This is a genomic window from Arthrobacter sp. NicSoilB8, assembly GCF_019977355.1.
Classification (GTDB): domain Bacteria; phylum Actinomycetota; class Actinomycetes; order Actinomycetales; family Micrococcaceae; genus Arthrobacter.
In genome coordinates, this window is the sequence record NZ_AP024656.1 from 64,246 (window position 1) to 85,255 (window position 21,010).

At 59.4% G+C, this 21,010-nt stretch carries 16 protein-coding genes and 1 pseudogene; 11 read left to right on the forward strand and 6 right to left on the reverse strand.

Features of this window, described 5'->3' with window-relative positions:
- Nucleotides 1-114: 114 nt before the first annotated feature.
- From LDO15_RS22510 to LDO15_RS22540, 7 genes and pseudogenes are all read left to right on the forward strand, one after another.
- The gene (locus LDO15_RS22510; RefSeq protein ID WP_223987784.1) at nt 115-1,047 is read left to right on the forward strand and encodes a sugar ABC transporter substrate-binding protein; all 933 of its coding nucleotides are present in this window, start codon (nt 115-117) and stop codon (nt 1,045-1,047) included.
- Between the two features lie 413 nt (nt 1,048-1,460).
- Nucleotides 1,461-2,846, forward strand: a complete 1,386-nt coding sequence (locus LDO15_RS22515) for an amidohydrolase family protein (RefSeq protein ID WP_223987780.1) — start codon at nt 1,461-1,463, stop codon at nt 2,844-2,846.
- Nucleotides 2,843-3,883 (forward strand): GntG family PLP-dependent aldolase, encoded by a 1,041-nt coding sequence (locus LDO15_RS22520; protein WP_223987778.1) that lies wholly within the window; start codon nt 2,843-2,845, stop codon nt 3,881-3,883. The genes LDO15_RS22515 and LDO15_RS22520 overlap by 4 nt, the downstream gene beginning before the upstream one ends.
- Nucleotides 3,884-3,911: 28 nt before the next feature.
- Nucleotides 3,912-5,372 carry a dihydropyrimidinase gene (gene hydA, locus LDO15_RS22525; protein ID WP_223987776.1) on the forward strand — a complete coding sequence of 487 codons (1,461 nt, stop codon included), beginning with the start codon at nt 3,912-3,914 and terminating at the stop codon, nt 5,370-5,372.
- Nucleotides 5,372-6,613 (forward strand): Zn-dependent hydrolase, encoded by a 1,242-nt coding sequence (locus LDO15_RS22530; protein ID WP_223987774.1) that lies wholly within the window; start codon nt 5,372-5,374, stop codon nt 6,611-6,613. Before hydA ends, LDO15_RS22530 begins: the two co-directional genes overlap by 1 nt.
- Nucleotides 6,614-7,095: 482 nt before the next feature.
- Nucleotides 7,096-8,520, forward strand: coding sequence for a solute carrier family 23 protein (locus LDO15_RS22535; RefSeq protein ID WP_223988050.1), 1,425 nt, complete (start codon nt 7,096-7,098; stop codon nt 8,518-8,520).
- 383 nt (nt 8,521-8,903) lie between these two features.
- Nucleotides 8,904-9,899 (forward strand): annotated as a pseudogene (locus LDO15_RS22540) (IS481 family transposase); the annotation flags it as partial.
- Nucleotides 9,900-9,963: 64 nt separating this feature from the next.
- On the opposite strand, the gene LDO15_RS22545 reads toward LDO15_RS22540, so the two are convergent.
- Nucleotides 9,964-10,494, reverse strand: a complete 531-nt coding sequence (locus LDO15_RS22545; RefSeq protein WP_223988052.1) for a CGNR zinc finger domain-containing protein — start codon at nt 10,492-10,494, stop codon at nt 9,964-9,966.
- A gap of 585 nt (nt 10,495-11,079) precedes the next feature.
- On the opposite strand from LDO15_RS22545, the gene LDO15_RS22550 reads away from it, so the two are divergent.
- On the forward strand, nt 11,080-11,868 hold the full coding sequence (locus tag LDO15_RS22550) for an IclR family transcriptional regulator (protein ID WP_223988056.1): 789 nt from the start codon (nt 11,080-11,082) through the stop codon (nt 11,866-11,868).
- 433 nt (nt 11,869-12,301) lie between these two features.
- Here LDO15_RS22550 and LDO15_RS22555 read toward each other — a convergent pair whose 3' ends face one another.
- A complete protein-coding gene (locus LDO15_RS22555; protein ID WP_223988059.1) occupies nt 12,302-13,021 on the reverse strand; it encodes a DsbA family protein in 720 nt (239 codons plus the stop codon).
- Nucleotides 13,022-13,117: 96 nt separating this feature from the next.
- Here LDO15_RS22555 and LDO15_RS22560 point away from each other — a divergent pair, with 96 nt between their 5' ends.
- A complete protein-coding gene (locus LDO15_RS22560) occupies nt 13,118-13,558 on the forward strand; it encodes a helix-turn-helix domain-containing protein (RefSeq protein WP_223988062.1) in 441 nt (146 codons plus the stop codon).
- Between the two features lie 1,110 nt (nt 13,559-14,668).
- Here the strand turns inward: LDO15_RS22560 and LDO15_RS22565 are convergent.
- The 4 genes from LDO15_RS22565 to LDO15_RS22580 all read right to left on the reverse strand — a co-directional run bounded on the left by LDO15_RS22565 (nt 14,669) and on the right by LDO15_RS22580 (nt 18,505).
- Nucleotides 14,669-15,598, reverse strand: a complete 930-nt coding sequence (locus tag LDO15_RS22565) for a 2-dehydropantoate 2-reductase (protein WP_223988065.1) — start codon at nt 15,596-15,598, stop codon at nt 14,669-14,671.
- A gap of 122 nt (nt 15,599-15,720) precedes the next feature.
- Nucleotides 15,721-17,052 carry an MFS transporter gene (locus LDO15_RS22570; RefSeq protein ID WP_223988068.1) on the reverse strand — a complete coding sequence of 444 codons (1,332 nt, stop codon included), beginning with the start codon at nt 17,050-17,052 and terminating at the stop codon, nt 15,721-15,723.
- Between the two features lie 121 nt (nt 17,053-17,173).
- Nucleotides 17,174-18,064, reverse strand: coding sequence for an alpha/beta fold hydrolase (locus tag LDO15_RS22575; protein ID WP_223988071.1), 891 nt, complete (start codon nt 18,062-18,064; stop codon nt 17,174-17,176).
- A 3-nt stretch (nt 18,065-18,067) separates the two neighbouring features.
- The gene (locus tag LDO15_RS22580; protein WP_223988074.1) at nt 18,068-18,505 is read right to left on the reverse strand and encodes a nuclear transport factor 2 family protein; all 438 of its coding nucleotides are present in this window, start codon (nt 18,503-18,505) and stop codon (nt 18,068-18,070) included.
- Between the two features lie 755 nt (nt 18,506-19,260).
- On the opposite strand from LDO15_RS22580, the gene LDO15_RS22585 reads away from it, so the two are divergent.
- Together LDO15_RS22585 and LDO15_RS22590 are read left to right on the forward strand one after the other, a co-directional pair.
- Nucleotides 19,261-19,722 carry a tautomerase family protein gene (locus LDO15_RS22585; RefSeq protein WP_223988150.1) on the forward strand — a complete coding sequence of 154 codons (462 nt, stop codon included), beginning with the start codon at nt 19,261-19,263 and terminating at the stop codon, nt 19,720-19,722.
- Nucleotides 19,723-19,768: 46 nt separating this feature from the next.
- Nucleotides 19,769-21,010, forward strand: a complete 1,242-nt coding sequence (locus LDO15_RS22590; protein ID WP_223988077.1) for an alpha/beta fold hydrolase — start codon at nt 19,769-19,771, stop codon at nt 21,008-21,010.

The following is a 21,010-nucleotide window of genomic DNA, read 5'->3' on the forward strand; positions in this document are numbered from 1 at the left end:
CTAGGTTATAACGAGTTTGTACTCTACATTCAGCCTGCTTGTCTCTAGCACATGCCAGTAAGGTCGCTACGGGTGGTCCGCTACGACTGAGAAATAACAATCAAGGAGATCAGTATGAGTGACAAGTCCACTCTTGTTGGTGCAGGAAAAACCATTGCCTCAATGACCAATGGGTTCAATATCTATACTCGATACTTGTCGAGTGGTGTGCAGAAAGGACTCGAAGGGACCGGGTACTCCTACGTCGGCCGGCAGTCCGGGTTCGACAGCGGCCGCGAACTGGCGAACTTCGAAGAGCTGATCGAAATGGGCGTCGATGGAATCGTCATCATGCCGCATCAGCTGGAGTCTGCAGCTCGTGGCGCCGAACTCGCCGCAAAAGCTGGAATTCCCGTCGTTAGCCTGCTCCGTTTCGGCCCCGGTCCGCTGGACCCCTACATTGTTGGGTCCGTTCGCCAGGATGACCGCGTTCCGGACATCGCCGAGTGGGTAACCGAAAACACCGATCCCTGTGAAGTCCTCCTCGTACCCAGCGTCCTGGGACAGGGCTTCTCGGAGGAATACACCAAGACCCTCGAAGAATCATTTGAGAAGTTCGGCGGCGGCAAATGGAAGATCGTTGGCGCCGCTGAAGGCCGATACGACCGCTTCAAGTCCGCTGCGGCCGTAGAGGGTCTCTTGCGGGAACACCCCAATGCAAAGGTCATCATCGATTACGCCGCAGAAATGGCCATCGGTATTGCCCAGTACCTGAAGAAGACTGGCCGGACCGACATCGTCACGATTACCAGCGACTGCACCGAGGAAATGATCCCCTGGGTCAAGAACGGCGGCATCACCGCATCGCGCTACTACTCCCCGGCCTGGCACGGCCTTACGGGCGTCGAGGTTCTTCGAAACTACCTCGAGAATGGCGTGAAAGAACTGGAAGCCGTTCAGGTTCCCGTTGCCGACGTCATCGTCACAAAGGAAAACATCGATGAATGGACCGCAAAGCAGCCGGTGTGCTACGAGGAATACTTTGCCAATGTAGTGCGCATCCCCTAGTTACCGAAGTCCTAAGCAGCCATAACAAGAGGTTGCTAGTTAGGGATATTAGGTTGTTTGGGAATCCTCGGGGAGCTGATTACGCATTTAGTTATGACAGACCCGGATGCAGCACTTCGACTTTACGACTGCCCGACCACGCAAGGACGCTGTGGACGGTCAGTGCGAGGTGCACACAGCATTCAGTTATGGCAGGACCGGAAGCAGCTTTCATCTTTTGACTACCCCACCACGGACGCTGTGGGCCGTCAGAACGAGATGTGCACAACTACAAGTAATTCGGATTAGATTTCGGCCCACCCTGCTCTCTCGATAGCGATGAGAAATCCCGTCCCTCGTCCCGTGCGGCGAGCGATTGCCGGCGCTTGGATTAACCGCAGCAGACCCGGACGCAGTGACAGTTGGGATAAGCCATGGTCACTGAGGGCAGGGTGGGACCGAAAGAAAGAGGCGACTATATTGTGAACGACTTGCTGATTGAGGGAGCACGGCTTTGGACTGGTGGACCTCTTCAAAATATTCGCATTGACGGGTCACACATAGTGTCGGTGATTCCTCAATCAGAGGACCAGGCGCTGAAACTCAGCTGCGGTCCTGCCAGGAGAACCCTGCGGCTCGACGGGCGACTTGTGTTTCCTGGTTTCGTCAATATCCACGCACATTTGGACAAAGCCATGATGGCCGATCGTTTTAGAAATGAAAGCGGGACCATTGACGAGGTCCGCAGAAATATGAAGAAGGCCAAATCATCCTTCACCTACGATGACGTCCGGGAGCGCGCTTCCAGAGCCTTGCAAAGATGCGTTGAGCATGGCGTAACTGCAGTCCGAACCCACGTCGATATAGACCCAACTGTCGGCTTGACCAGCCTGCGTGCGCTCCTGTCCCTCAAAGAAGACTTTCAGAAAAGTATCGACCTGCAGATCGTGGCTTTCCCACAGGAAGGCATACAAGAATATCCTGGAACGAGGGACCTGCTCAAGGCCGCACTGGAACTGGGAGCTGATGTCATCGGCGGACACCCAAGCATCTCAGCAAGCAGAAAAGAGCTCAACGAGCAAGTCGATATCGTCTTTGAATTGGCCAAAGAGTTCGACGTCGACATTGACTTCCATACGGATTTCGGGATCAATGCAAACTACACACACCCGGTAACGCTTCACGCGGATGGGCGGGAGTACCCCGATAATCTAGGGGCAGTCTATATCGCTGAAAAAACAATAGCGGAAGAATACCAAGGACGCGTCACCGCAAGCCACCTCTGCGGTCTGGATATGGTGCCACCTGAACTACGAGCGAACGTGTGCGACCTGTTGCGCGAGGCAGGCGTCTCGGTGGTATCCACGCCCGCAAGCAACATGTACGGCAATGGCCGCGATGATGCTGTGGGAGCGCGCCGTGGAGTGACGCGACTATCTGAATTGCGCGCGGCTGGTGTCAACGTTGCCGTTGGCACGGACAATATCCGTGACCCGTTCGATCCTTATGGGAACACGGACCTCATCCAAAACGCCATCCTGGCCTCGCTGGCTTGTCACATGGTCACCGAACACGACTTTCTGGAGATGCTTTCGCTTCATACGGTTGCGCCCGCTCAGATTATGGGCCTGACCAAGTATGGACTTGCCAGTGGCGATGAGGCGAGTCTGGTCGTATTGGAAGCCCGGTCCCTAACCGACCTACTTGACGGAGACACGGCTAGGAGAGTTGTGCTGAAACGCGGGCTCTCCGTGGGCGCGGCACCTCTGAAGTCTTTGTACGACGACAATGAAGGCGTCACGACCGGGGTGGCGAAATGACACAGAAAATCATCGACCTCAGAAGCGACACAGTCACCAAACCCACAGCCCGGATGCGCGCAGCCATGGCTGAGGCGGAGGTGGGTGACGATGTATTCGGTGAGGATCCCACAGTTAGGGCCCTTGAAGAGGAGAGTGCCGGACTGCTCGGCAAAGAAGAGGGCATGTTCGTTGCCTCCGGCACTATGGCGAACCAGATCGCCGTTCTGAGCCTTTGCAGCCGCGGACAGGCAGCGATTGTCCTAGAACACTCGCATCTTCAACGTATGGAGCGGGCGGGAGCGGCCGCTCTCATGGGAGTACCATTCCTGCCCATAGCCACAGGCAGTGGCGTATTCAATGGTGCCCAGTTGGAAGCCTCACTGTCGCCGGTACACCCGATTCAGATGCCGAAGCTAGGGCTGCTCTGCCTGGAGAATACGTATGACCTCAATCGGGGACTCGTTGTTTCGCCGGCGGAAATCGACGCAATGTCCGTACTGGGCCGGCAACATCACGTGCCGACATTTCTCGATGGTGCCCGAATATTCAATGCGGCGGTGGCCTTAGGTGTACCTGCTGCGACCTTGACCCGTTCCGTTGATGCCGCCCAATTTTGTTTGGCCAAGGGATTGTCGAGTCCTGTGGGGTCAGTTCTCGTCGGGAGTCGGGACTTTATTGCCGAGGCCAGATGGATGAAGCAACAGCTCGGAGGTGGCTGGCGACAGGCCGGCGTAATAGCGGCCGCAGGGCTCGTTGCCCTCAAGGAGATGATCCCCCGTCTAGCCGAGGACCACGCGAGGGCACGGCAGCTTGGGCTGATGCTTGCCGACGTTGGATTGAAAGTTGATGAATCGCAAATACAGACGAACATTATTCGCGTGGAACTTGGTCCGTTTGGCCTTGACGCGGAGACGTTTGTTCGGCGCATGGCGGCTCTTGGCGTTCTCGTGAAGCCGATCGGGCCCGAGACTGTGCGGATGGTTCTGCACAGGGAAATTGAGCAGGGCGATCTTGCCGCAGTTGTCGATGCGGCTGCAGCCTGCTCATCAGATTAGTGAATTAAATTACCCAAAGGAAACAGCGATGTTTGATCTTCTGATAAAGAATGGCAAATTGGTGACTGCGGAAGAGGAATTTTTCGGGGACGTTGGGATCCGCGATGGAAAAATTCTAGCCGTAGGTGCGCCGGGGACACTGTCGTCGGCTGAACAGACCGTGGATGCTGATGGCCTCCTTGTACTTCCAGGCTTAGTCGATCCGCATGCACATTTTGGGCACCGCGTCCACCTGGATCATGGGTGGGTTTCTGCGCTTGACGATTTTGCAACGGGAACCGCATTCGCTGCCGCTGGTGGCACCACAACGGTCATCGACTTCGCAGTCCAGCGCGAATCGGATCTGATTTCAACAATTCAAGAACGCCGAACAGAAACCGAGGGGCAGTCTGTCATCGACTTCTCGCTCCACCCGGTTTTAACCAGTACGTCGACTGAAACGGTTGACGAACTCCCTCAACTCATAGCGCTGGGCTTCCCTACTTTTAAGCTCTACATGCTGTATCGGTCTCAGGGCCGTATGGGTGATGATGCGCTCCTGCTGGCTGCTCTTGAAGCGTCCGCACGCGGAAACGGCATGACCATCGTGCACGCAGAGAACGCGGCGATGATGGAGTTCAACACTCAAAGCCTTGTAGCGAATGCCGCGACGACTGCGGCTGATTTTGCGCGAACGAAACCCAACATCGCCGAAGCAGAGGCGATCAATCGTGCCCTGTTCCTTGCCGAGCAGACGGGCGCAAGCATATACATCTTCCACACCTCCACCCGCCAGGGTGTGGAACTGATACGGCGAGCTCGCGAAAGGGGTGTTGCGGCCTACGCCGAAACGTGTCCACACTATCTGACCCTCACGGAGGAGTCACTGCAACGCCCTGACGGGCATCGGTTCCTGTGCAGCCCTCCGTTGCGCACAACCGAAGATTCCGATGCACTTTGGCGAGCGTTGGCAGACGGCGTGATTCAGGTCGTCAGCTCGGATCACTGTGGTTACGGCACTGAAGTGAAAGACCTCGGCCGCACCGACTTTCGCCGCGGGGCCAATGGTCTGCCCGGGGCAGGTCTCCGGCTTCAGCTGATCCATTCACAGGGCGTCCTGAAGGGACGTCTGAATTTGAGTGAGATGGTCGGGCTCTTGAGCACAAACCCCGCCCGACTATTTGGGTTATGGCCGATGAAGGGGACCATCAGCCAAGGATCCGATGCCGATCTGGTTCTGTTCGACCCGACTATACGACGGGTCGTCAGGGCAGCAGAACTTGACACCCCCGTTGACTGGTCTCCGTATGAGGGGATGGAACTTACCGGATGGCCAGTCATGACCTTGTCTCGGGGAGAGATCGTGGCCCTGGACGGAAAGTGCGTGGCCACCCCGGGCCGGGGGAAATTGGTCCAGCGCTGGTCATCTGGAGCCGCCGCAATGACTACAGGGTCGGCGGCAACCACAGCTGTCGAGACTACGGAAGAAAAAGAGAAAGGCCACTTGTGATGCATGAGACTCTTGAAGACTTTGAAGAAGATGCGGGCAGAATGCTCGACGAGCTCTACGCCATTGGTGCTCAGAGCGACGGTGGTACCTATCGATCCCTATACGATGCCTCCTGGGTGGAGGCACGGGAACTGATCAAGGGCTGGATGGCGGAACGCGGGCTGGAAGTACGGATAGACCCTGTTGGGAACATCATTGGTCGCCTGCAAGGAACGACCGATGCGCCAATCGTGGCTACTGGTTCGCACATGGACACGGTAAGGAACGGCGGCCGCCTGGACGGTGCCTACGGTGTTGTCGGCAGCATCCTCGCCGTCGGATCTCTGGGACGGAAGCTGGGTAAGCCCGCCCGTACGCTTGAAGTTATCGTGCTTTGTGAGGAAGAGGGAAGTCGATTCACCAATCATTACTGGGGCTCTCGCTCCATCGTTGGAGAGACGACTCTGCGCGAAGCCGAAGAGAGTCTCGACAAGACCGGCGTGTCCCTGGCCAGTGCCATGCAAGAACTAGGACTGGATCCGCGTGAGATCTCCTCGGCCAAGCGCAACGATATCGGCTACTTTGTCGAACTCCATGTCGAACAAGGCGGGATCCTAGAGAACGAGGGTCTTGACTTGGCGTTGGTAACTGCGATTACAGGAATTACGCGTTGGGACGTCACCGTGACGGGAGAGGCCAATCACGCCGGCACAACTCCAATGAACCTTCGCCGAGACGCGCTGGCAGGCGTTGCACAGATGATTTCCGACGTCGAAAATGCGGCAAAAGAGGCTGGCCCGCCGGCCGTCGCGACGGTCGGCCGCCTATCTGTAACTCCCGACCAGATCAACGTTGTTCCAGGACAGGTCAGGTTCACGGTCGAGCTGCGGACTCCCGACCGGATCCAGCAGCTGGCCACCCAGTCAGTCATTGAACGAAGTCTCGCCGCGACAGCGGCAAAGAGGGACCTCGGGATTGAGCTGAAACTTCAACACGATCATGAGCCTGTGCTGATGAATGTCGAAGTGATGGACGCTATCAAAGAAACGCTGAATGATGGCGGAGTTCCGTACCGGCCACTCTCCAGTGGAGCAGGGCACGATACACAGTTGTTCTCACAGATAGCGAAAGTCGGAATGATCTTCACCTCCTCAAAGGGCGGCCTGAGTCACACTCCCTTGGAGGACACCGACCCAAGGGCACTGGGAGAAGGAGTATCGATCCTTGCCGGCACCCTCCTGCGGCTGGCCTACAAGTCCTAATCCATGATCGCGGCAGACATGCGCCGCGGTTAGTGCCTGATCCAGCCCTGGCTGGAGGGATTCCCGGCTGATCTGGCCAGTGAGTGGGAGGGAAGGCCTCACGTACTTCTACGCACAAGGCGACAGGTCCCTTTCCTCTCACGCCGAAGCGTGGGAGGCCCCATGAGTACGTCCGCCGAGTCCGCGTTCAAATCGTTTGAAGTTTTGCCAAGCAATCTCAGTGGCGGACGTATACCTCAGCCGCTCCTGTGATATCACCGGTCAGCGGAGCACCCATAGGGTCGCCGGGTCCGCAAATGAGATGACGGCCCCGCCGTCATCCACAATCCGGGACCCGGCCTGCCCGCGAACGACGAGCCCGCCGTCTGGCCCCAGACGAAAATACGTTCAAAAAATCGCACGCGTAAGCGCCGCGCCCCAAAAAATCAGCAAGTCTGTGACACCACAAGAGTCACCGCCACACGCATATTAAGGATGCAGTCATGTCGCTTGGTTGGAAGATACATGGTGACGGCAAGTCACTCGGCCCGGAAGAGGTAGTGGCCCCCGACGAACGACTGTCCTGGCCCAGGACGATAGGCCTGGGTGTGCAGCACGTCGGTGCCATGTTCGGCCCCACTTTCATTCTTCCGCTGCTCATGGGGCTGGACGCGCGGCTAGCGATCATGATGAGTGGTGTCACGACCGTTATGTTCCTGCTCGTCGTAAAGGGTCGCGTGCCCAGCTACCTTGGCACCAGTGGTGCCTTTGTCGGCGCGGTACTCGTGGTGCGTTCCCAGCCCGGTGCAGATTCGGCCGAAGTCACCGGGGCCATCCTGGTCGCCGGTGTTGTGCTCGTCCTTCTGGGGGTCCTGATCCACTTTGCCGGATCCCGGGTGATCAACAAAGTCCTACCTCCTGTGGTGACCGGCTCAATCGTACTGATGATCGGATTCAATCTCGCGCCAGTGGTGGCCGACACCTATTGGCCGCAGGACCAGTGGGTTGCCCTGATCGTGATGCTCTTCACGATCTGCTGTGCGGTCGGGCTGCGTGGCTTCTTCGGCCGGATCTCGATCTTTCTCGGCCTGGTTTTTGGCTACTTCTTGTCCTGGGTGCTTGACGTGGCCGTGGGCCCGATCACCTCGTTGGACGCTGGCATAGGCCAGGTCACCACCCATTTACGGGTCAACTGGCAGCCGCTGCACGACGCCGATTGGATCGGGCTTCCTGCGCCCACGATGATGGGCGCAGACGGAACGGAGGCCGCCGGGTGGCACACTCCTAGCTTTTCCATCGCAGCGATCATGGTCATCTTGCCCGCCGTTATCGCCATTACGGCCGAGACGGTTGGCCATGTCAAGGCCATCGCGGAGACCACGGGCGAGGACCTGGACCCTATGATGGGCCGCTCAGTCATAGCCGTTGGCCTCGGCACGGTGGTCGCCAGTGCAGTGGGCGGCTCACCCGTCACCACCTACGGTGAAAATATCGGTGTCATGGCCGCCACCCGCGTCTTCTCCTCCGCCACCTACTACGTTGCCGCCGGCATAGCGGTCCTTTTTGGATTTTCCCCCAAGTTTGGCGCGCTGTTCGCGGCCATGCCTGGCGGTGTCCTCGCCGGCAGCACAGTCATCCTCTACGGCATGATCGGCCTACTTGGCGCCCAGATCTGGAAGGAAAGCGGCGTTGACTTCGGCAATCTGATCAATATGGTGCCGGTGTCAGCGGGCGTCATCATTGGAATCGGCAACACTAGCGTGAATTTCAGCGACTCATTCTCCCTGAGCGGAATATCACTCGGAACCATCGTGGTGATAGGCGGCTATCATCTGTGCCGAGTGATTGCTCCGGTACAGCTGTTGGCAAGTATCGACAAGCGGCAAGCTAAGGAGACCGCCCAGGGTTTGGTTGACTCTCCGAGGTAATGGGTTCCGGGCACGGGGCATCCAGGTCAAGGCCGCCTCGCCCCGTTTGCGAGAGCCAGTGCCGCGCACGGCGTAGGGTGGGGGAGGAGCCCGCCGCTAGACCGCCCGAAGGGTCCCGCGGAAGCTGCGGGCACCGGTCGACGCCCAGGTTGGCCTCACTCTGCACCTGTGCGCCCCAGAGCGGATGTCCGCAGCCAGAGTTCACCGTCCCTGAAAGGGCCGTTCGAGCACCCGCCGGCGTCGCAAGGACTGAAGCCCGACACCCATGTCCTCCTCGCCCTGCATCCGCAAAACCAGAAGGATCGCTGCAGCCGGTTTACGGACTGCTTCTCACCCTGCTGACCGTTGCCTAGACAACCGCTGACGCGACCAGCAGGTCCTCGATGTCCCACGCTAACGCCAATGCCGTTTTGACGCCGCGCCAACGTTTATGGGTCGCGCGTCTGGTCATTGACCACGGATGGCCGGTGTCCCGTGTGGCCGAACAGTTCAATTGCGCCTGGCCCACGGCCAAACCTTGGGCGGAGCGATATGCCGCGATGGGCGAGGCGGGCATGACGGACAGGTTCTCGCGGCCGCACCGAGTGGCGAACCGCTCCCCGCAGCAACTCGTACGCAAGGTCGTGCACCTTCGGTGGAAGCAGCGTCTGGGACCAGTCGGGATCGGCGCGAAGCTGGCCATGCCGGCCTCAACGGTCCACGCGGTTCTGGTCCGCTGCCGGCTGAGCTGGCTCCCTTACTCGGACAAGCGCACCAGGGAAGTGATCCGCCGCTATTAGCACGAGACACCCAGGATCCATGATTCATGATTCATGTGAAAGAGCTCGGGAACATCCCGGACGGCGGCGGCTGGCGCTACGGCGGCAGGAAAAACGGCGGACGGAACAGGGCTGCGACCCCAGCAAAGCCGCGGAGCAAGAACCGGGAACCGCTGATCGGGACCGCTTACGTGCACACCGTCATCGACGACCACTCCCGGGTGGCTTACGCCGAGATCCATGGCGATGAAAGTGCGGCCACGGCGGTAGCCGTGCCGAAAAGGGCTGCGTCTTGGTTCGCCGCCCGCGGTGTCACCGTCGAACGGGTCCTCTCCGACAACGGCGGCCTACAAATCCCATCTCTGGCGGGACACCTGCCTGGAGCTGAACAACAAGGCGAAGAAGACCCGCCCCTACCGGCCGCAGACCAATGGGAAAATCGAGCGGTTCCACTGCACCCTGGCCGACGGATGGGCATTCCAACGCTTCTACGCCACAGAATCAGCCCGCAGAAACGCCCTCCCGGCCTGGCTCCACCACTGCAATCACCACAGGCCCCACACCGCAATCGGAGGCCGGACGCCCATCAGCCGCTTAACCAGCCTGCCCGGGCAGTACACCTCGCCCGGCTTAAATCGGGTCCCGCGGTCGGCCCGTACCGCGAACCCTGGCGGGCTCCTCATGCCTACCGCGTTCCTGCGGTCTGGGTGTTCGCCACTCGTCGGTGTCGTGCCACGGCGTCCGTGTTTCCGCACCGGGCACTGCAGTATCGCTGCCGGCCGGCCTTTGAATTGTCGACGAACGCCCGGTAGCAGCTCTCCCGGGCGCAAGTGCCGATCCGTTCGCCGCCGCTCCAGGCAATAAAGAGCGCCAGTCCACAGGCAGTGACAGCCTTGACGCGGGAGAGAACGTCGTCGCCGTCAGGAAAAAGGTGGAGGTGGGGAGGGGAGCCGTCATGGGTCGTCAATGACAGTTTCCCAGCGGCACGCTCGAGGAGCGCATTGATTGAAAGGCATCTTGCTTCCACGCTTCGGGCGGCAAATACCGGCTTCAGTTCTGCTGCCCAGGCGTAAAGACCCTGCTCTGCAGCGGTGTCCACCCCGGGTTCCGTAATGCTGACATCGCGCAGCAAAGCCTCCAGGTCCTGCCCGTCCGGCGCATTCACCAGGGCCGCTGCTAATTGGGCTCCTACCTGAGTCTCGTGACTGTATCCCACACCGCCAGTGTAATGGTTGAACGGGAGCAATACATTACAGGATGCTGTACCTATGCATGAACATACCTGGCAAGTCCAATCCGAGCATTCCACGTCCTCCGGAACCGTAATCTACTCCCAGTGTCACTGCGGCGCTCACACGCTGGGACTGAAGCACCGCACCCACGACCTCCTCGCCGTTGTCGTGAAAAAATGACCGATGGGCAGCCATCCCTGGAGGGATGGCTGCATCCGATTCACTGTTTGTTTCTCACCCTGCTGAGGACATCTGGGACCTACGTTTGCCCCAGAACACAGGGCGACTCCGCCCTAATCGCATCAAGCATCAACTTTCGAAATCGCCAAGGTTCTACCGGCCAACCCTCCTGCTCCGGTTCCCCGCCCTTCTGTGTTCGCCGCATCCACCTACCGCTGCACAGGACCTTCAGTGGGGCCAGTAATAAGCGTCCTGCCAAGGCCAGAAAATACTCGACAGCCAAGGCTTTGGCGACGAGGTCATCATCATGGGAGCCGGTTGCTGCCCTGAAGTTGCAGTTTTTGCATCATGCCGTTGCATAAAGTGTGTCTTCGACCTAGCATCCGAGGATGGAGACGGAGCAGAAACAGAGCGGCGCGGCGAGAGTCATGGCAGTTCTTGAAGCGCTCAGCTCTGGCGATGCGGCTGAGTTCCCCGACGGAATGACCGTTTCCGATGTTTCGCGTGCGTTGGGCCGCGACAAATCCGTCGTATCCCGCCAGCTCAAGAGCCTGCTGGAAACCGGGCTGGTGGCCCGTGATCCAGAGGGCCGATATGAGCTGAGCTGGCGCTTGTTTGCGCTGGCTCTGCGGGCCGGTGATCAGCGCCTGACTAAGATGGCCGTGCCAATGATGTTCCGGCTTACTGCGGTGATTCGCGAACGCAGCTATCTGACAGTGTTCAGTGATGGCGAGGTCCTGACGGTACACACCGAAAGTTCCCACCGGTCCATCGAGGCAGTCGGATGGGCAGGGCGTACGGTACCCCTGAACCGAAGTTCAAGCGGGATGGCGCTGTTGATGGACTACGAGGATGATCAGATCCTCGAGATCGTCCGCAGAGGCCAAGACGGCCTCGGAACCCATGCAGCACGGGAGTATCTGGCTCACGTCCGGGAAGCCCGGGAAACTGGTTACACAGTAGCTAACCGGATTTTTGACCCCGAGCTCATCGGCGTCGGCGCACCAGTGCGTGACCATTCAGGACGCATTATAGCCGCCGTGAACATTTCTGGACCAGACACTCGAGTAGAACCTAACATCCTCGTCGTCGCGGGACAGATACTCTCTATGGTCCGAGCTGTTCAGCAGTCGCTCTCGCCAGGGACGCGTGTCTTCGGCTACCACACAAGGACATGATCTGGTCGGTACCTTCGCCGCCCCAGCCTTGCGAGGCCATTGATGGGCGATAGGCGACTGCGGGCCGACGCTTCCGCAACCAGAACGGAAACTTGAACTGGCCGGGGGTGCCGCCCCGCCTTCTGGGATCAGTCTCCCGATGGATGCGGATTTCCTTTCGCGTGGGCTGATGCGAGGAAGAAGCCTTCGCCGTCCGGTGGTCAGCTGCCCGCAATCGGAGCGAGATCGCCGATCTTTCCGGAGAAGGAACCACCGAGCCGCACGACCGAATCACTGCTCGGAACAGTGACGGATCTTCCGGGCAGCTTCTCGAGCGGGTACGGACGCCGTTCTGGGCCATCCATAGAGCTGCCACTAGAGCAACTGGGCCCCGCGATCTGGCGGGTTGATGAGCCAGGACGTAGGCGCCCGAACAGGACGGCAATCGACGCGCTCATGCTATCGGGCTACTTCCGGGCAAGCACACGCCATCATCCGGAAGGCTCATGCCGCCGGTTTCCATCGAGGCGAAGTCGACCGGTTGTGCAGCCGCCCAGGCCTGGTCCAAGGCAGCCACGAGAGCGTTGACGTCCCGAGCTCCATAAATCGCCAGATGCCCATCTATCAGCATGAAGGGGGTCCCGCTGGCACCGAGTTCCTGGGCCTCCCGCTGATCACGCTCGACACTGTGGCGGAACCGGCCGCTCCCGATAGTGTCGCGGGCGGCGACCGGATTGATCCCGATGTCGGATGCGAATGCAACGATGTCATCGATGCTCCACAGGTTGCGTCCGTCACCGAAGTGCTGACGGAAGGCGGTGTGCCACGCTTCGCTGTGCTTGCCCTGCTCCGTCGCAAAGGCAAGCATCTCATGCAGCTGGCCGGTCGGTCCGAGGGTCCGATCGAGCGCGTTGTAAGGCTGCAGCCCATCACGCTCTGCCATGAGCTCGATCGGGCGCAGGACGCTTTCCGTGTCGGCGTCTGTCATGCCATGCATCTTCGATAGCTGTCGCTGGGTGATCCCCTCCACCGGAAGGTCGGAATGCAGTGGGAATGACCGGTGAACGACTTCGACCTGTTCGGAGTGCGCGAATCGTTCAACTGCCAAGGTCAAGCGATGCTCCATCAATCCACACCATGGGCAGATGATGTCTGACCAGAAATCAATTCTCATGAAGGCTCCTCGGGTACTATTTGTTCGTAACAACATTATGTGTCAGTGTTGAGACCATACAAAAGGCACATCGATGTGCGTACGAAGGAGATGGCCATGACGTCAAAGAACGTCCGCGCGAACGTTCGGACAGTTCCCGGCCCGTGCGCACACTGGGGAGATCTCGACGCCGACTTCATTCGCGAAGTTCTCGACCTCGTGGGCGACAAATGGAGCATTTTGGTAATAGGCACGCTGGAAGGTGGACCGATTCGATATTCTGATCTTGCCTATGCCATCCCTGGCATTTCGCAACGCATGCTCACCCTTACGTTGCGCCGACTTCAGCGGGACGGACTTATCACCCGAGCCGCCTATGCCGAGGTACCTCCCCGTGTGGAGTACGCCCTCACCGATCTGGGCAACTCCCTGCTTTCGTCCGTCCTTCAGCTCTCTGCATGGTCGGTCGAGCATCATCGCCAAATCAAGATGCACCGCAACGGGTTCGACTCAGATCGCGATGGGGACGCCAAGCGGCCTGGCCTTACCCGGTCGTGACCAGCAGGGCTCTACTCTCCATGGTCCGAGCTGTTCAGCAATCGCTCTCGCCCGGGACGCGGGTCTTCGGCTACCACACAAGGACTTGATTTGGTCGGCACCTTCGCCGTTCCGGCCTTGCGAGGCGACTCACGGATGAAAAACGACTCTGAGCCGACGATTCCCAACCAGATCGGAAATTGAACGAGCCAGCCGCCGGCCGTCCAGGACCAGCCTCCCGATGGAGCCGGATGTCGTATCGCTTGGCCTGATGCGAGGAAGAAGCTACTCGCTCCGAGACCGGCCGTCCGCAATTGGTGCGGAATCGCCCTGATGTTCCCCTGGGGCACCGCGAGCTGGATGTGCTACTCACTGCTTGGTCAGGACAGTGATGGATCGTCCGGGCACCTTCTCAACCATCGAGCGGGTGAGGACGCCATTCGGGGCGAGCCAAAGAATACTTCCGTCGCTGGTCACGGCGTCTACGCGTCCCCGCGCAATAAGCTGACCACCGTCGTAGATCTGTACCGCTCGGCCTTCGAGTTGTGTCCAGTCAGCTTCGTGTTGCTGTGCTGTCCATCTGTCGCCCGGATGGCTGCTAGTTTGGTGTCTTTTATCCACGGCATTTCTCAATCTTTGAGGAGTGAAAAGTGGCAACGACAATCTTGCAGGGTAACGAAGACCGCCGGGATGAGTGCGTCGCGTCCAAAGTGCGCACGATTTACGCAGCGCAGACCTGCTGGGTGCGGCAGGCATGGTCGAGTTTCTGGGTGAATCCAAAGGGCACCCGGGGGAAAGGGACACGGAAAAGTGGTCAAAATCGTGTCGGGTGACGTCAAAATCGTGTCGGGTGACAAGGATGCCCCGCGTTCGGTCCACGACTGCCTGTTGTCTGGCCGCCCGGACGGCGGCTTCCAGTTTCCTCTCCATCTCGGTCCTGCCTTGGACGCGGAAGTCAGCGACCAGCTGATCAAATCCCATGAGTCTACTTTCGGGATTGTAGGGGCGGTTCATGTCAAGCTCCTAGGTTCGCCAACCAGAAGGTTGGCCACAAATGCGGGGGCGAATATCAGGTTCCTCGGGTTTCCCGCCGGCGCCGGCTCACGATTGGGCTCCCGTGGTGGATTGCGATCAGACCGCCTTGGTCAGAAGGCCACGGTCCACGCCCGCCCGGAGCTGGATAAGCGCGAGGTCGAGAATCGGGGTGGGTACGCTCCACGCATGGGCCCGGGCTGCGAAGTTGCCCAACAGGTGCTCTGTTTCGCCGGCCCGAGCAGCGATTACGTCGCGGTATAGCGAAGACGTGAACGTCGAGCCGGGCTCGGTGAGCATGCCGATAGTCGCACGGTGTTCGGTGTCTGGCACGGCCTGGCCAGCAGCGGCGGCAATGCTTTCGCACTCCGCGACGATCCGGCGAATCGCATCCTCACCGCCGGGAACTGCCAGGATATTGCCGATGGTGTTCCGAAACAGACACGTGGCCACTCCTGACGCGGCGATAAAAGCCCACTTGTGCCACAGAGAGGCCATAATGTCCTCCGCGAGCACGGTGTCGATGCCCGGAACGGTGAGCACATTGAAGGCTTGCAAAAGGCGCGGAGTGCGGTCGGCGGACAATTCACCGATGGTGAGTGTAGCGATCGGCTTGAGCTGGATGATCCGGCCAGTGTCGTCGACCGTAGTCACGACGCGGACGATCCCGCCCAGGACATTGCCGGGGAAGCGAGCCGTGAGTTCCTCAATATGCTCGATGCCGTTCAGGAACGGCACGATCACGGTCTGTTCCGTGACCACTGTTTCGATCCCGTTCAGTGCGGCGGCAAGCGCGTCAGCCTTGACCGCGACAATAATGAGGTCAAACGGTGTAGTTACCTGGTCGTGAGTCAGGATCGGCGGGTGGACGGTATCGGTGCGGTCGCACCCGATCACTGTCAGGCCCTCTGCCCGGAGCTGTGCAGCACGGGATCCTCGAGCGAGCAAAGTGACGTCCCGACCGGCTAGGGCGAGGCGGGCCCCGAAGTATCCTCCTGTCGCACCAGCTCCGATGACGAGAATGCGCATTTGCTTACCTTTCAGTCTGCAGTTTGCAGAACCGCCGCGGCGGCCGTTGGTATGTGTCAAGTGGGGTAATTGGCAAAGCGCGAGTCCGCTGGCCGCAACCCATACGATTTGGGCGGCTGGCGTTATCGGACTTCGGCCAGGGCGGGCTGCGATGTCGTCGAATCCTGCCCGGACATTTTCCATACAGCGACCATGGCCAAGGCAGATACGACCAGGGGAGCGCCGAACAGCATAAAGATTGCTTCGGCCGGCCATCCCCCTGCCAAGAGGTAGCCAACGAAAATCGGGGACACAATAGAGACTAGACGTCCGATGCCGATCATCCAGCCAATGCCCGTTCCGCGCAGCGCTGCCGGAAATAGTGACGGGGTCGTAGCGTAGAACCCGCAAACATTTACGCTTGTCAGCACGCCGAGAACCATTCCGATGAGGATGGCGATTGACGTTTGGTGAAACACCAAGCCAAACGTCAGATAGATCCCCGCCGATGCCAACAGCCCTCCGAGCAACAGGTGACGGCTATCAAGGAAGATTGCCAGAACAGCAAAGAGCACGGCCCCGGCAATACCTCCGGTGTTGATGACAAGGCCCATGGTTACTCCCAGGGAATCATCACCCGACGCAGTGGCCATCAGTTTTGGTGTCCAGGTGGTGGCGAAGTAGTAGGCGGCGATCATCAGGCCGTACCCGGCCCAAAGCAGCACAGTCCGGGTGGCCATGCGCCCGGTGAACAGCTCCCCAATTCGGCCCTTAGCCTGCTGCTCCTGAGAGGGCAATTCCGCCAAAAGCGGCCTTCCCATCTTTGCCATGATGGCGTTTACCCGCGTCAGTGCATGGTTGGGTCGTCTGCTGAGCAGGTAGTCGAGGGACTCCGGGAGGAAACGCCAGGCCACGGCGAGCATAACGAGGCTGGCAGCTGCGCCCGCAACGAAGACCGACCGCCAGCCGAACTGTGGAATCAGCGGGCTGGCGATCAATCCGCCCAGAGTTGCCCCGATCGGGAATCCTGCTGTGTAAATGCCAAAGATGCTGCCGCGGCGTTTGTCTGAGGAGTATTCAGACACGAAGACGTTGTTATTGGCAATCATGCCCCCGATTCCCAGACCGGCCAGGACCCGGAATGCCATCAGCTGCACAACATCCGCTGCCAAGGCGGACAATAGCATTCCGGCTCCGGTGAGGACGAGCGCGAGCAAGGTCAGCCTCCGTCTGCCGATCCGGTCCGAGAATGGTGTCAGGAACAGGGACCCGGCTGCCATGCCTACGAGACCTGAACTCAGCAGAAATCCCAAGGTGACAGGGTCCAGATTCCAGGTACGGGAAAGCGCGGGGGCTGCGTAGGCTGCAACAGCTATGTCGATCCCATCGATCATCATTAGTGCGGTTGCTACGGCAACGGCACGGATTTGAAGCCGGCTCATTGGTGCTTGGCGAAGGTCCTTCAGGATGTCCATCTTTGCGTCCTTAGTAAATAGGGTCGGGGGGCCAGCTGGCCTGTGATGCGGGCTTCTGCATTCCGCATTTTGGGACACGCTGGGTTGGAGAGGGAGATAACGGGCTTGTCGAATTCCGGATTTAGAGATGATGTTTGAACCACGTCAGGGCCGATGAGCACGCGGTTTGGAACTCTGTTTCGTAGGGGGAGAAGTGTCCACCGGGCATGGTGACCAGGGACTTTGGCTCAAGTGCATTCTCGTAGGCCCGTAAGGCCAGATCCGTTACTGTCACGGTGTCCTGTAATGCAACGAGAAAGAGAAGAGGGGTTGGAGAAACCCTTGGTGCCCAGATGCCCGGCTCGTAAGAACGGGCCGCTCGCGTAGACCTCAGCGTGACTTCGTTCTCCCAGCTATCTTCGGCGGAGGCCTGAGTGTAGAAAGACATGGCGTCCGGGCTGCGATAAGCGGCCGCTTCCTCGGCGTCAGACGAAACCACTCGAGTCTTACGGGGCGCCCGTCCACGGAACGGCTGCCTCGCATCTTCCGCAAAGGCGGCCTCCAGGGCTGCCGTGGCGTCGGGTGACACGCGGCGTTGTCCTTGGTCATAGCCGCTGATAGTTGGAACTTGCGCCACGACACAACGAAGGCGGCGGTCTGTCGCGCCCAACACTATGGCGTGTCCGCCACCGAAGCTGGTACCCCAAATTCCGATTCGATCCGGGTCAACCTCGGGCCGCAGCTCAAGAAAGGTGATCGCGCGGCGCCAATCGGCGATCTGTCGCCAGGGGTCGATGTCGTGGCGAGGTGATCCTTCGCTCGCTCCAAAATTGCGGTGGTCATGGACGAGAACGACGAACCCCTGAGCGGCGAAAGCGCGGGCGAATGTTTCCAGGCCATGTTCTTTCACGGCCGCGAAGCCGTGTGCCATTGTGATGGCCGGCTTTGGCCCCTCGCCTTCAGGCTGAAACAGCCAGCCGCGGAGAATGACGCCGTCCTCGCCTTCGAATTCGACATCGATTCGAGTTGTCATGAGCTATGCCCGATCGGGGAGTGCGATACGTTCAAAGCGCTGGGGTTCTTTTCCGGCGATGACATCGCGACCTCGTGCGGTGTCAGCGTATAGGCGTCCCTGCACAACCTGCCCGTTTGCCACCTTGAAGAGGAATAGGTGCTCATTGCGCATCCGGATGCCCTGTTTGGAGAGTGCATTGGTTTTCACCGGGACCACGATGGTGTTGCCGCTATGGATGATCTCGTGGGCATCGTAGCGGAAGTACTCCCACTCCTTTCCAACCTCCTTCCAGTACGCCGCGAACTCTTCAGGACCTATGTACAGTCCGCCATAGGGAAGCGAATCGGACATCTCAAACGCGAAGTCGGGGGAGAGGAGCTTGATCAGCGGTTCCCGATCGTTAGTTTCGTACCCTGTGAAGGCGAGCTCCATGGCCTCCACAATTGCAGTGCTGCTCATTGACGATTCTTTCTTGGGCATTGTTGTATTTCGACCGATTGGCCAGGATCCGATACGGACCGGAGAGAATATGGTGGGCGAGGGCTTCGGAGAACTGCGCGGGTGATTCCAGCGGGGGTGACCGGAACCCGCGACCACAGCCCTGAACGTGGGCTGTTGCCCGGTCCGTAACTGCTGCCGATGGCCATCGAAGGCAAATTGCTGGATGTGATGCCAAACACATCGATAATTAGGAGCATATACTCCTATTTGCTGGCATGTCAATCTTCTCTTGCCGGATGTCCTCGAGCTCGTCCCGGGAGCCAGGGCTGGTGATGCCAAAAACGAAACCGGAGGAGGAGCGGCGGGCGGGACTGCGCGCATGGGCGGCCAGTGCAACCGCCCTGCCTGCGCCAGGCTGTCGATCGTCGACCGCACCCTTAATGACAGCCGGCGTCGGCGCCTGTGGGACTATCCTGAAGAATTTGCCGAAATCAAGGACATGCCAGCGACGACGTCATCGTGATGGACGGTACTGCGCTCAAGACAAGCCTCCAGTCAACTGGCAGTGGCCGAGTCCGTCGCGGTCGACCTCCGCTGGGGACCGTCCAGATTGCGCCTGCCGGGGCGGCCAAATTCGCGGAGAATCCCTTCTGGACCGCGGAACGGTCGCACCCCCATTCCAGGTCGGTCCCGCTGGCAGGGTCGACGAGTTGCCGGCCGCCGTGCTCGATATTGGCCCCACTTCCACAAAGGGTCTTGCTTTCCCCAATAATATGCGCATATGCTCCTATTTATCCGTATGGCCTACCCGCCATCACACCAGGAGGATTCCATTGCCCGTCTTCAATGCCCATATTCCTGCCGGCCGATTCACGAGTACGCAGAAGCGCATGCTGGCGGACGCTCTAAACATGTCGCTCGTCGAAGGCCTCGGCGTTCCTGAGGACGACCGCTTCATCATCATCACCGAGCATGGGCCCGATGAGCTCTATCTCCATCCGACGTTCATGGGTATGGAAAGGGGATCTGACGGCATGATCATCACTGTTCTGTTCGGTGCCCATCGGTCACTGGACGATAAACGGAGCGTCACTGCGGCAATCAATCGACTCGTTGCCGAGGCTTTGGAGGTTTCGCCTGATGACATTTTCATCGCCTTAGTTCCTGTCCCGAACGAGGGCTTCTCCTTCGGTCGTGGCGAGCTCCAGCTGGCTGAAATAGCGCCCCGCTGGTGAAGCGCACAAGTCTGCGCACCAGCCCTACACCCAAAAGAAAAGAAATATGATGACAAAGTTCCTTGAATATCGCACGATCGGCAACGGCCCCGTACGCGTGCTCTTCGCCCATGCATGGTCGGCATCTTCAGCCGCCTTCGAGCCGCTGTATCCGTATCTCGACGTCAACGCCGCGACCTGGCTATTCCCAGACTTCAGGGGATACGGCGCCTCCGCGGCACTCTCAGGTGATTTCACCATTCGCGAGATGGCAGCGGACCTGCTCGCGCTCGTAGACGAATTGGGATGGGATCGTTTCCATGTAGTGGGCCATTCGATGGGTGGCCAGGCCGCTCAGTTGCTCGCCGCAGCAGTAGCCCAGGATCGCATCGAAACGTTGACCCTCATCTCCGCAGTGCCGAGTCGAGGCTTTCCCGTGGACGACGAATCAGCGGCTTTCTTCAGTGCGGCCGCCAAGGATCCAGACATCATGGCAAAGGTGTGCACCGTACTCACCGGTGGACTGCTTGGTTCAGCATTCGGATCAGCCATGGGGAAGCTCTCGGTCGAGACCGCGAGCCCCGAGAGCCTGGCCCTATACCTTGAGGCATGGACCCAGAATGATGTGTCCCCGGACGCGCAAGGGTTTGGCGGATCGGTCCTAGCCTTGGTCGGCGAGAACGATCCTGTACTGACCGCCCAGGTGACCGCCCTGCAGATCACAAATCAATATTCCTCGCCGAGATTGGTCACGTTGCCCGGTGTGGGACACTTTGCACCCCTTGAGGCGCCTGCCCGCCTGGCTGCTCTTGTCAGCAGCCATGTGTTCCGAACGCTTGACGTTTTGGATGACGTGGACAGGGCCAATCAAACCGTCCCGTCGAAAATTGTAAATGCGGTCAAGGCCGCTTTTACGGGGTACGAGCGTAACGACCGCGGTGCCCTGAATGCGCTGCTGGCACCAAACTTCACTTTCGAGATGTCAGACTCGCTCCCCTATGGCGGCCAGTATGTGGGGCCCGATGAGTGGGTGGCCTTTTGGAAGGAAGTTTCGAAGGAATGGCGATACTTCCGGTACGAGGCACGTGATGTACTCGTGTCCGGCGCCTGGGTGATCGTGCCGGTGCAGACCGACTCCCTTTCAATCCACGACATCCCCATGAATAACGAACACTTGTTTCTTTTCCGCGTCGAAGGTGACCGCATCGTGTTCTGCCGTCTCTACGCCGACACCGCCCGTGGTCGGGATGTCGTCCAAGGAATCCCCCCAAAGCGGTTCCCTCGCGCCGACCTCCACATCAAGAACTGA